The sequence below is a fragment of the Mucilaginibacter mallensis genome (assembly GCF_900105165.1).
Taxonomy (GTDB): Bacteria; Bacteroidota; Bacteroidia; order Sphingobacteriales; family Sphingobacteriaceae; genus Mucilaginibacter; species Mucilaginibacter mallensis.
In genome coordinates this window covers 5,297,748-5,310,017 of record NZ_LT629740.1, presented here as the reverse complement: position 1 = coordinate 5,310,017, position 12,270 = coordinate 5,297,748, and the positions used below count along the sequence as shown (strand labels likewise).

Genomic DNA, 12,270 nt, shown 5'->3' with positions numbered 1-12,270 from the left:
ACTGCTCACCACTCACTAATAACAATTACGCTATGAAACTATCCCTCGGCTTTTCGCCTTGCCCTAATGATACCTTTATTTTTGACGCTTTAATTCACCATAAAATTGACACGGAAGGTTTGGAATTTGAAGTGTTTTATGATGATGTGGAAACGCTTAACCAAAAAGCTTTCCGCGGCGAGCTGGATATTACCAAACTGAGCTACCACGCATTTGCCTATATAGCCGATAAATATGTATTGCTGGATGCAGGCAGTGCTTTAGGTTTTGGCGTAGGACCGATGTTGATTTCGGATTTAGAAATTTCGATTTCGGATTTACAAAACAATCAAATCCAAGATCGTACATCAGAAATCCGAAATCCTTTGATCGGTATTCCCGGCAAATACACTACCGCTAACTTCTTATTAGGATTGGCGTTTCCGGAGGCTACCAATAAGCAGGAACTAGTTTTCTCGGATATTGAAGATGCCGTACTGGAAGGCCACGTTGATGTGGGGCTAATCATTCATGAAAACCGCTTTACTTACCAGGATAAAGGACTGAAAAAGATCATCGACCTGGGTGATTACTGGGAAAAACAAACCGGCTGCGCCATCCCGCTTGGGGGTATTGTGGCTAACCGTAATTTACCTGAAGCTGTTCAGCATAAAATAAACCGGGTGCTACGTAAATCGGTAGAGTTCGCGTTTGCCAACCCAAAATCCGGACTAGAGTTTATCCGCTCCCACGCGCAGGAAATGAGCGAGGAGGTGATGTATAAGCATATAGACCTTTATGTAAACAAATACTCCCTTGATCTGGGCGAAGAAGGTAAAAAAGCGATAAAATTGTTGTTTGATACCGCCCTGGAAAAGGGAATTATACCGGAAATAAAGGAAAATATATTTTTAACGTAGCCCATCTTCTCCAAACTTCATTGCGCTCGTCTGTGACGAGTGCTTAAAATGGGTTAGCGATTGTATCGCCCGGGCATTACAAATCCCCAAAAGAGTTAAGCACTCGTCACACAGACGAGTGCAATTATAAATCTCCCCCTTTAGGGGGCAGGGGGCTCAATACAACAACTGATCATAAGGATACCTAGCCGCATGTATCTCTACCACCTTATCATATAACATCTTCCTGAATTCGTCGATATTCTCCTTTTTAGTGGCAGATATGAAGATAGCCGGGCTGTTGTTCTTGGCCATCCAGCTGTGTTTAAAGTCGTCGAGGGTTAATGGCTCAACTTCTTCGCCTGTATGGTTCTGCACCGGTTGGTAAGCATCTATTTTGTTAAATACGGTGATGGTTGGCTTATCTATCACACCCAGATCTTTCAGCGTTTCGTTAACGGTTCTAATCTGGTCTTCAAAATTGGGATGCGATACATCTACTACGTGTACCAAAATATCTGCTTCGCGTACTTCATCCAATGTCGATTTAAAACACTCTACCAAATGGTGAGGCAATTTGCGGATGAAACCTACAGTATCTGATAGTAAGAATGGCACATTCTCTATCACCACCTTTCTAACCGTAGTATCCAGCGTAGCAAACAATTTGTTCTCGGCAAATACTTCTGATTTGGAGATCATGTTCATGATGGTTGATTTACCCACGTTGGTATAACCCACCAATGCCACACGTACCATAGCCACACGGTTTTTACGCTGCGTTTCGTTCTGGCGATCTATCTGCCTAAGTTTTTCTTTTAACAGCGAAATCTTGTTCAATATCAAACGGCGGTCAGTCTCAATTTGCGACTCACCCGGTCCGCGCATACCTATACCACCTTTTTGACGCTCTAAGTGGGTCCATAAACGGGTAAGGCGTGGTAGTAAATATTGCAGCTGTGCCAGTTCAACCTGGCTTTTAGCCTGCGCTGTTTGTGCACGCCCGGCGAATATATCCAGTATCAGGTTATTGCGGTCGAGGATCTTAACCTGTAATTCGTTCTCTATATTACGCAGTTGCGATGGGGTAAGCTCATCATCAAAAACTACTATATCAATTTCTTCTTCGGTAACAAAGGCCTTAATATCCTCCAAACGTCCCGAGCCAACAAATGTGGCACGATCAGGGCGCTGTAGTTTTTGGGTAAAAGTTTTGACAGTCTCCGCCCCGGCGGTTTCTACCAGAAACTGCAATTCTTCTAAATACTCCTTGGTCTGCTCATCGGTTTGATGCGGTGTAATTACACCAACCAGTACAGCCCTTTCCTGCTTCTCAGCAGTATCATAAAATTTTTGCTTCATTAAGTATTGTATATCAAATCAATTGCCAAGTTAATAAAATCTGCCCATGTGTCGGTTTCGGTAGATTATGGATGACAAAATCGGCAAATAGCCTTATAGTTCATAGTGATGGGTTTCAAACCCATCGCTATTTGTAATAACTATCAAAGCGTCATTGCGAGGTACGAAGCAATCTCTACGTAGGCAGGTCCAGCATTTCTGTTCGCTCTGTATAGCATAGAGATTGCTTCGTAGCTCGCAATGACGGTGGCAGAAAAGGGTAGTCTTTACAACTCCTTCACAAACTCCATCATCGCCAACCCCGGATCAGCCTGTTTCATAAAATTCTCACCGATCAGGAAACCATTAAAACCAGCTTTCTTCAGCTCCTTAATAGTTTGCGGGTTGCTGATAGCACTTTCCGAGATCTTTAAAAACTCAGCCGGGATATGCTCCGCCAGTTTGTATGATGTTTCTACCGAAACGGTAAAATCAGCCAGGTTACGGTTGTTTACGCCAATGGCATCCAGGTTTGGGTTGATACTGCGTTCCAGTTCCTCTAAGTTATGTATCTCAAGCAACACATTTAAGCCTATGCTTTTGGCCAGTGATGCCAATTGATCTATCTCGGCAGGAGTAAGGATCGCGGCTATCAGTAATATAATATCCGCGCCTAAAGCTTTGGCCTCGATTATCTGGTAAGGATCTATCATAAAATCCTTACGTAATACAGGAATGGTATTTACCTGGCGCGCTTTGATCAGGTCGGCTTTTTTGCCCATAAAGAACTGCCTGTCGGTTAGTACCGATAATGCCGATGCACCGGCAGCATCATAACCATTGGTTACTTGTTTTACTGTTACCTTATCATTAATGATCCCTTTTGACGGCGATTTGCGTTTAAACTCCGCGATAATGCCGGTACGATCAGGATGCAACAAAAACTCCCTGAACGAATAGGTATCCCGCTGAAAAAGGTCAGACTCTTCCAATTTGGTGTATGAAACCCGCTTTTTAGCGGATTCAACTTCCCTGCGTTTGTTAAGTACTATTTTATCTAAGATAGTCCCCCCAGCCCCCTGAAGGGGGAGCTTTTGATTGTTATTTTGTGTCATATCCAATAAATTTGCCCTATTCCGGCTCCACCTTTAGGGGGTCGGGGGGTTAATCCAGTTTTTCATAATTTCTTTACCATACTCAGTTAATATCGATTCCGGGTGAAATTGTACACCGCGGACATCGTATTCCTTATGCCTTAATGCCATAACCGAGTTATCTTCTTCATCAATGGCAGTTACGGTTAATACATCAGGCACAGCCTTTTCATCCACCACCCATGAGTGGTACCTGCCTACTTTAAAGCTTTGTGGCAAGCCAATGAAAAGCTGTTCCTTTTCATCGGTTACCTTAATAGGCGTTGCAATCCCATGCATGGGTTGGTTTAAGTTATACAGTTTACCGCCAAACACCTCCGCAATGGCCTGCTGACCAAGGCATACGCCAAAAATACTTTTAGTTGGCGAGTATTTCTCGATCACATCCAGCAATAAACCCGCCTCAGACGGGATACCCGGCCCTGGCGACAGGATGATCTTATCATAAGCATCCACATCGGCAATATTAAACTGGTCGTTCCTCCAAACGGTGCATTGCAGGCCAATTTCATTAACCAAATGCACCAGGTTGTAGGTGAAGGAATCGTAGTTATCTATTATTAATATGCCCCCCGACCCCCTGAAGGGGGAGGAAGTATTTATATTTTTATCAGTTGTCATATCTCTTTTTACAAACTATATCTTATTTAAATTGCCACGTTCGTTCCCCCCTCAGGGGGTTAGGGGGCTGTACTATAATTCCTCAGCTAATTCTATGGCTTTTCTCAAAGCCGCTATTTTGTTGTCTACTTCTTTCAGTTCCATTTCAGGTATTGAGCCTGCTACTATACCTGCGCCGGCCTGGTAATGCAGGGTGTTGTTCTTGCTTAAAAATGAGCGTATCATAATGGCATGGTTAAAGTCGCCGTTAAAGCCAAGGTAGCCAATGGCACCGCTGTAAAAGCTGCGTTTGGTCTTCTCGTTCTCATCGATGATCTCCATTGCCCGATATTTTGGCGCGCCACTTAATGTGCCTGCCGGGAATGTATCGGCCACCACCTTAAATGAAGCCACACCCGGTAGCAGTTTACCACTAACATGCGATACCAAATGGATCAGGTGTGAATAATACTGCACTTCCTTAAATGCCTTAACTTCTACCTGCTCGCAATGCCGACTCAAATCGTTACGGGCCAGGTCAACCAGCATCACGTGTTCTGCTGATTCCTTCGGGTCCTCGATCAGTTTCTGCGCCAGTTCGGCATCCTTAATATCATCACCGGTTCGTTTAAACGTACCTGCGATAGGGAAGATACTGGCAACGCGATTCTTAATAGTGATCTGTGCCTCCGGCGATGAGCCGAAGATCCTGAAATCGCCATAATCAAAATAGAACAGGTATGGCGATGGATTGATCGAACGCAAAGCCCTGTACACATTAAATTCATCACCCTGGAACTGTTTGGAAAACGCCCTCGATGGTACGATCTGAAAAACATCGCCGCGATAAATATGCTGCTTCATCTTTTCAACTATCGCTATAAAGCCCTCGTTGGTCAGATTTGATTGCTCGGCTTCCTTGCTTTGGAAGGTATATTCCGGGAAGTTCTTGTTTTTGATCAGATACTCTAATTTTTCAATTCCACCGTTTTGCGGTTCACCTACCAGTTGGTTGTAAGAGATATAAAGTTCATTTTTAAAGTGATCTATCGCAATAACATACCTGTAAATGTTGTATTGCATTTCAGGGATCTTTTTGCTGTTGTTCTCTACTTGCTTTAGTTTGATGGTTTCAAAATGCTCCACCGCTTCATGCGCGAAGTAGCCGAACAAACCGTTCGATATTACTTTCAGTCCGGTTTCAGTGGTTTCAAAACAATTTAAAAAATCAGTGATCTGGCTGATGAGTTCGAACTCGCCCGGCTTGTAGTTTTCTTCGGTACCACCCGGATATTTCTTTTTCAGATTGCCATCTTCCAGCAATATACCGCCAATGGGTTCGCAGCAGATATAACTGGTGCTGTTTTCACGGCTATGATAGTCGGAACTTTCCAGCAATAGTGAATTTGGGAATACATCCCGCAGGCGTAAATAAATGCTTACCGGGGTGGTAGTATCAGCAAGTAGCTTTTTATGTGTGGTTATTATTTTAAATTTCTTCATTTTATATATATGGTCATTAAACAAAAAAACCCGTCGAATATAATTCGCCGGGTTCCAAATAGGTTTACAATTGGTTAGTCTATATATCAAATAGCATCCGGCTGCCAAAATTTACTTTGGTGCCACCAACGGTTGATTGGGTTGATTTTGATCATAGCGGGAGCAAATTTATAAAGAAATTTGAATTACCAAACTTTTTCTCACTTTTTATCGTTATTTTTTATTGGCTCATGCCCAAAAGCCCGCGCTGACTCTGCACAATAGCTAATGCAATGACTAACAGCGCTAAAATATAAAAGATAGCAACAGCCCTGTGTTTAGCTTCAGGCAGTACCAGCTTTTTAGATCGGCTGTGCCCTATAGTTATCAGTACAATCGCGAAGATCATCATGGTAATATGCTCCACCGTCCAGTAGCGGGTAATGGGGTCTTTCATGGTGCTGCTGTTGAACTGTACAAACGGGCTGATGAAGTATAATACTATCCCTATTAGCAATTGCGTATGTGCCGATATCATGGCGAAAAGATTGACAAGCCTGTTGCCCTTTGTATAAGGCCTTTTACCAAGCCAGCCCGCTAATGATAGTAATATGGCCAGCAAAACTAACACCATTACAATGTACCTGAACCCCGAGTGCAGGTGTAAGAAGAAACTATATAAAGTCATACCTCGAAAATTTATTCGAATATACAACACATCGTATAATAATCGCTAAGCACGGCGCGGTATCAATAAAATAATGTAATAACTAAGCAGATTTTACCCGGTACTTATTAAAATATGTTATTTAATGTTAATGAATGTTAACAAGCGTTGAGTTAACATTTTAAAATATAGATATTTAGGAGCCTAATGAAAAAACTCCTAATCCTTATCACAATTTTATGCTCAATAAATGTAGGTATGGCGCAAAATCGCCATACAATTACAGCCATAGTTACCGATTCAACCGGGAAAACACCCCTTGAACTTACTACGGTGGTTGTGCTCAAAGTGAGCGACTCGTCAATGATCTCCTACACGCTTACCGATAAAAACGGGGCATTTACTATCCGCCTGCATGATAATGAACCGGCACGCCTGCTCATATCACATGCGGGATTTGAAAGTATGCATATACCCTTAAAGTATAAAAATGCCGAACTGCTCAACCTGGGCACAATTCATCTGCGGGAAAAACAGCTTGCCGAAGTAAACATCAAAGGCGAATTGGTGCCCGTTGTTATTAAAAAAGATACCATTGAATTTAATGCCGAGGCTTTTAAGGTACGGCCCAATGCCGTAGTGCAGGATCTGCTTAAAAAACTGCCCGGTGTACAGGTCGACCGCGATGGCACCATAACCGTTAATGGCAAAGGTGTATCAAAGGTAAAGGTTGATGGCCGTGATTTTTTTGCGAATGACCCTAAAATTGCCACCCAAAACCTGGATGCCGATATGATAGCCAAAGTGCAGATCTATGATGACCGCGAAAATGACCCCGACCATCTGACACCAGATAATGAAGTTAAAAAGATCATCAACCTGAAGTTTAAAAAGGAGTTTTCAAAAGCCACGTTTGGTAAAATAGTTGCAGGCGCAGGCACACAAGACAAGTATAATTTAGATGGTTTATATAATCAATCCATCAATAATTTGCAGGTATCGGTAATTGCCAACAGTAAAAACCTGGGCAACACGCAGTTTATTGGCACTTCGCTGGTAGGCTTTGGCCCGAGCTCGGGTTTAAACCAAAACACCAATGCCGGGGTAAATATTAACGATAATTTTGGCAAAACGGTAAAGCTTAACCTGGTTTATAATTATGCTAACGGTGTGTATAAAAACCAGCAGGTAACAAACACGGCGCAGTTTTTAAGCGATACTACCTTAACAAGAAACACCACCACTCAAGCACATTCGGTAAATAATAACCAGAGCATTAACGGCAACCTTGAGTGGGCCCCTAACGATGCTACAAAACTGAAATATACACCAGAGCTTAGTTTTGGCAATACCAATTCAACCAATCAGAGTGTGGGAACCAGCTTTAATAATTTTACGCCCTTGCTATCCAAGAGTAATAACAACAGCAGCAATGATGGTAACAACACCAACTATCAGCATTCGCTGAACTATTACCACAGCTTTACTAAAAAAGGAGAATCGTTAAGTATAACCAACAACGTACAGGTAAGCCCCAATACAGGTAAAAATATTAGTGTCGATGATCTGCAATCGTATACAACCAGCTTAAATTCAGACACATTAAACAGGCTGGCCAATAATAAAGCAGGGAATACCACAGTAGGCTTAACTGCCGATTATAATTATCCGGTCAGCAAAAAAATCACATTGGGTATAGCGGTTGATGGGAAGCACAATAATACTGGTGCCGATCTGTTTACCTATGATCAGAACCCTAAAACAGGGTTGTATGATATATTTTTAACATCGCAAAGCACTAATTTAACCCGGAACGAGTGGGATGAGGATGTGCATCCCCGGGTATTGTACATGGTAAATGGCATCAATGTTAATATTGGTTTTATAGCCCAGTCACAACAGATCAACAACCAGTTTAACATGGCTGTGCCCGACCTTGATCAGCATTTCAATTACTTATTTCCGTCTGTATCAATTAATATTAAGCAGTATAGTTTCAATTACAGTGAAGATGTGCGGCAGCCATCCATAAATCAACTGCAGCCTATTACATTGGTTTATAGTCCGCTCTACAGCGCTACGGGTAACCCTGATCTGAAGCCTACACGTATGCGCAATATTAGCTTTAATTATAACAACGTGAATATGCAAAGCAACATGTATACCTTTTTATCAGTCCGGTTTACATGGGAGAGCAACAGCATTACTCAGGAAACCACAGTTAGCCCGGGTGGTGCACAAACAACTATGCCCGTTAACAAAAACGGTCGTTTTACAACTTATCTTAATGGTAACATATCAAAAACCTTTAAAACAGAAGGCAGATGGAAGATCCGGGAGTCAACAAACCTTAATGGTAGTGCCGGGCGTAATTTTTTTGAGGTAAACCAGCGGGATGGTTATCAGGATACCTATGCCTTGCCTGTTACTCAAACCGTTGTTTTTAGTTATGATGATGTTATTGATTTTGAGCCATCATACTATATTAACCCTGCCATTACACATTATGAGCTGGTTAAATATCCGTCGGTAAGTTATGTGCAGCAAACCATAAGTTTACCGATAGATGTGCAATGGCCAAAAAGAATAAACTGGAGCATTAATTATACCCATATTTATAATCCGCTGGTTGCACAGGGCTTTCAACGGCAGTCGAATCTGCTGAGCTTTTCAATAGCTCAAGCCTTCATGCAAAAGGATAAGGGCGAAATAAGGCTCACCTGTTATGATCTGCTTAATCAAAGCGTTAGTTCATACCATTTTGCATCCGCCAATAGCATTTATGATATCCAGAGTTCGGCCATAAGGCGGTACTTTTTATTCACGTACAGCTACCGGTTCTCAAAAACTAAAAAGTAGTTCGGCCATCATCGGTGTTGGAAGATTAAAAGGGTGTCATGCTGAGGCACTCGAAGCATGCGGGCAAAGGCCTTTACGCTTACCCTTCGAGTGCCTCAGAGTGACCCAACGCTCAATATTTGTAAGAAACATATCTTTCGAAGACCTATGGCGTACCGCCCAACTGGGGGTACGGCTTTGTACCTGTCAAAATCTTCATTATATTTAGCAACCTCATTTTAACTGAACAATGAAAAAAACCTTACTCTTATGTTTTGCGCTGTTTATGGCTCATCTGCTGTACGCGCAGGACACCTTCCCGGTAAACGGTACCTGGGATATCCGCCCGGGGCAATACGCCTTTACCAATGCCACTATTGTTGTTAATGCCGATCAAACCATCGCCAATGGTACCTTATTAATTAAGGACCGCAAGATAGAAGCAGTTGGCGCTGGTATTGCCATCCCCAAAGGCTATGTAACCATCGACCTAAAAGGCAAGCACATTTACCCCGGTTTGATTGATGCCTATACTACTTACGGTATACCAGATGAACCTAGAAAAGAGTTCTCACGCCGTGGCAGTTATACGCCGGTATATACCACAACCAAACCCGGCGCCTACGGCTGGAACGAAGCTATCAAACCCGAAATGAACGCTAAAGCTATTTTCCATGCCGATGCTTCCAAAGCTGAAGACCTGAAGAAAAACGGTTTCGGCGCTGTGCAATCATTAATACATGATGGTATTGCACGCGGTACATCGGTAGCGGTTACTTTGGGCGATGAACGCGATAACGAAGTAATGCTGAATGATGAAGCCGCCGCGCATTATTCATTCAACAAAGGCACTGCTGCGACTGATTACCCGTCATCATTAATGGGGAGCATAGCGCTGATACGCCAAACTTATTATGATGCGCAATGGTACAAAACACAGAACGAGGAATACAACATTTCATTAGCTGAGTTTAACCGCACACAAAATATCCCGCAGGTGTTTGAGGTTTCTGACGCATTAGGTGTTATGCGTGCCGATAAAATAGCCAAAGAATTCGGCAAACAATACATTTTTAAAACTGATGGTGATGAATACCGTCGCCTTGATGCCATGAAAAATACGGGCAGCAGCTTTATCATTCCGGTAAATTTCCCGGAGGCTTATGATGTGGAGGACCCGATGGATGCCCGCAAAGTAAGCTATGCCCAGTTAAAAGATTGGGAACTGGCGCCAACCAACCCCGCTGCTATGGAAAAAGCGGGGATAAAATTTGCCATAACTACCTATGGCTTGCAAAACGGCCGTGATTTTTGGCCGAACCTGCGCACAGCTATTGATAACGGTTTAAGCGAAAAACAGGCTTTATCGTCCTTAACAACTATCCCTGCCCAAATGCTTGGCGTTGCCGATAAGCTGGGCTCAATTGAAAAAGGTAAACTGGCCAGCTTTATTATTACTTCTGACGACCTGTTTAAAAAGGACGATATAATTTATGAGAACTGGATCGAAGGTCGCCAGTATATAGTAACCCGCATGAACGTTAACGATCTGCGCGGTAATTATACTATAGCCAGCGATGCCCTGCCCGGCCTTACCATGAAAATTGGCGGCACACCCGGCGAGTATGATGTAAACCTGTCTCGAACAGGTGCTGATAGCGTCAAAGCAAAAGGTACCATCACCCGCAGCGGCGATATCGTGAGCATTTATTTCGACCTTAAAAATAAACCGGAGGGCAGTATCCGCCTGAATGGTTATATCACCAGCCTGTCGCCGCTTACCTTTAGTGGTAATGGCATAATGCCCGATGGCTCGGCTATTAAATGGTCGGCAACTTATGCCAGTGCAGTAGCTGCTGAGCCAGCTCATCCCGAAGAAAAAAAGGAGATTGAAGTTGGCCCGGTTATTTATCCATTTGTTGCCTATGGCAACGCACAGCTACCAGTAGCCGAAACGGTATTATTTAAAAATGCTACTGTTTGGACAAGCGAAAAAGAAGGCATCCTGCAAAACGCGGATGTATTGATAGAAAACGGCAAGATAAAAGCGGTTGGTAAAAATCTTGCAGCAGGTAATGCTAAGGTTATTGATGCTACGGGCAAGCATTTATCGCCGGGTATAGTTGATGAGCACTCGCATATTGCCGTATCAGGCAGTGTGAACGAGGGCACGCAAGCCGTTACCGCCGAAGTTAGGATTGGTGATGTGCTAAACCCGGAGGATATCAGTCTTTACCGTCAGCTGGCAGGCGGGGTAACCACCTCGCATATTTTGCATGGCTCGGCAAATCCTATAGGCGGGCAAACCATGCTCATTAAACACCGTTGGGGTGTTTTACCCGATCAGATGAAATTTGAAGGAGCGGATGGTTTCATCAAGTTCGCGCTGGGCGAAAACGTTAAGCAAACCAACTGGGGCATACCAGAGGGAACGCCGAACATGCGTTTCCCGCAAACCCGTATGGGCGTTGAGCAGGTTTATATGGATGAATTTACCCGTGCTAAGGAATACAAAGCAGCACGCTCAGTAAAAGGCAGCAATGTTCGCCGCGATCTGGAGCTGGACGCGATAGTAGAGATACTCGACAAAAAACGCTTCATTACCTGTCACTCTTACCTGCAATCAGAAATTAATATGCTGATGAAGGTTGGCGATACCATGGGCTTTAAGGTAAACACCTTTACCCACATTTTGGAAGGCTATAAAGTGGCCGATAAAATGAAGGCACGTGGCATAGCGGGTTCAACTTTCTCTGATTGGTGGGCCTACAAAATGGAAGTATCCGAAGCTATACCTTACAACGGTGCGCTGATGCACGATATGGGCATAGTAACCGCCTTTAATTCCGACGATGATGAAATGGCCCGCCGCCTAAACCAGGAAGCAGGCAAAGCCGTAACCTACGGCCACATGAGCGAGGAAGAAGCCTTGAAGCTGGTTACCATTAACCCGGCAATTATGCTGCATGTGGATAATAAGGTAGGCAGTATTAAGGTTGGTAAGGATGCTGACTTAGTACTATGGTCGGCTGATCCTCTGTCTATTTATGCTGTTGCCGAAAAAACTTATGTAGATGGCATACCCTACTGGGATATTGATAAGGATGCAGCCAATCAAAAGGCGATGAAGGATGACGAAGCGCGCATTATCCAGAAAATGATCGCGGCTAAAAACAAAGGCGCGGTAACGCAAAAGCCAAAGGGCCGCCGTCCGCATAAAAATGATGAAGCTGCTGAAGATGATGAATATGTGAGCGATGGTACAGGCCAAACTTCAGCAACACAAACTGTAAATCAATAATCCTTTAAC

At 43.4% G+C, this 12,270-nt stretch carries 8 protein-coding genes; 3 read left to right on the top strand and 5 right to left on the bottom strand.

The window, feature by feature from the left end; all coding sequences use genetic code 11:
* The first annotated feature begins 32 nt into the window (after window positions 1-32).
* Complete coding sequence (locus BLU33_RS21735) at window positions 33-899, top strand: menaquinone biosynthesis family protein (RefSeq protein ID WP_091378250.1); 867 nt, start codon at window positions 33-35, stop codon at window positions 897-899.
* Between the two features lie 156 nt (window positions 900-1,055).
* Here the strand turns inward: BLU33_RS21735 and hflX are convergent, their stop codons facing one another.
* The 5 genes from hflX to BLU33_RS21710 all read right to left on the bottom strand — a co-directional run bounded on the left by hflX (window position 1,056) and on the right by BLU33_RS21710 (window position 6,143).
* Window positions 1,056-2,240 (bottom strand): GTPase HflX, encoded by a 1,185-nt coding sequence (hflX, locus tag BLU33_RS21730; protein ID WP_091378247.1) that lies wholly within the window; start codon window positions 2,238-2,240, stop codon window positions 1,056-1,058.
* A 266-nt stretch (window positions 2,241-2,506) separates the two neighbouring features.
* The gene (gene trpC / locus BLU33_RS21725) at window positions 2,507-3,334 is read right to left on the bottom strand and encodes an indole-3-glycerol phosphate synthase TrpC (protein WP_091378244.1); all 828 of its coding nucleotides are present in this window, start codon (window positions 3,332-3,334) and stop codon (window positions 2,507-2,509) included.
* A gap of 33 nt (window positions 3,335-3,367) precedes the next feature.
* A complete protein-coding gene (locus BLU33_RS21720; RefSeq protein WP_091378241.1) occupies window positions 3,368-3,994 on the bottom strand; it encodes an anthranilate synthase component II in 627 nt (208 codons plus the stop codon).
* A 72-nt stretch (window positions 3,995-4,066) separates the two neighbouring features.
* Window positions 4,067-5,476 (bottom strand): anthranilate synthase component I family protein, encoded by a 1,410-nt coding sequence (locus BLU33_RS21715; protein WP_091378237.1) that lies wholly within the window; start codon window positions 5,474-5,476, stop codon window positions 4,067-4,069.
* 220 nt (window positions 5,477-5,696) lie between these two features.
* Complete coding sequence (locus BLU33_RS21710; RefSeq protein WP_091378234.1) at window positions 5,697-6,143, bottom strand: cytochrome B; 447 nt, start codon at window positions 6,141-6,143, stop codon at window positions 5,697-5,699.
* A gap of 186 nt (window positions 6,144-6,329) precedes the next feature.
* Between BLU33_RS21710 and BLU33_RS21705 the strand changes: the two genes are divergently transcribed.
* Both BLU33_RS21705 and BLU33_RS21700 read left to right on the top strand, forming a co-directional pair.
* A complete protein-coding gene (locus BLU33_RS21705) occupies window positions 6,330-8,981 on the top strand; it encodes a TonB-dependent receptor (RefSeq protein ID WP_091378231.1) in 2,652 nt (883 codons plus the stop codon).
* A 229-nt stretch (window positions 8,982-9,210) separates the two neighbouring features.
* Window positions 9,211-12,261: an amidohydrolase family protein gene (locus tag BLU33_RS21700; RefSeq protein WP_091378229.1), complete on the top strand. Its 3,051-nt coding sequence runs from the start codon at window positions 9,211-9,213 to the stop codon at window positions 12,259-12,261.
* Window positions 12,262-12,270: the final 9 nt, after the last annotated feature.

What these genes read in the sequence shown, in the direction of transcription:
- BLU33_RS21715 (WP_091378237.1), bottom strand. Translation starts at nt 5,476, where the DNA reads ATGAAGAAATTTAAAATAATAACCACACATAAAAAGCTACTTGCTGAT.
- hflX (WP_091378247.1), bottom strand. Translation starts at nt 2,240, where the DNA reads ATGAAGCAAAAATTTTATGATACTGCTGAGAAGCAGGAAAGGGCTGTA.
- BLU33_RS21710 (WP_091378234.1), bottom strand. Translation starts at nt 6,143, where the DNA reads ATGACTTTATATAGTTTCTTCTTACACCTGCACTCGGGGTTCAGGTAC.
- BLU33_RS21700 (WP_091378229.1), top strand. Translation starts at nt 9,211, where the DNA reads ATGAAAAAAACCTTACTCTTATGTTTTGCGCTGTTTATGGCTCATCTG.
- BLU33_RS21705 (WP_091378231.1), top strand. Translation starts at nt 6,330, where the DNA reads ATGAAAAAACTCCTAATCCTTATCACAATTTTATGCTCAATAAATGTA.
- trpC (WP_091378244.1), bottom strand. Translation starts at nt 3,334, where the DNA reads ATGACACAAAATAACAATCAAAAGCTCCCCCTTCAGGGGGCTGGGGGG.
- BLU33_RS21735 (WP_091378250.1), top strand. Translation starts at nt 33, where the DNA reads ATGAAACTATCCCTCGGCTTTTCGCCTTGCCCTAATGATACCTTTATT.
- BLU33_RS21720 (WP_091378241.1), bottom strand. Translation starts at nt 3,994, where the DNA reads ATGACAACTGATAAAAATATAAATACTTCCTCCCCCTTCAGGGGGTCG.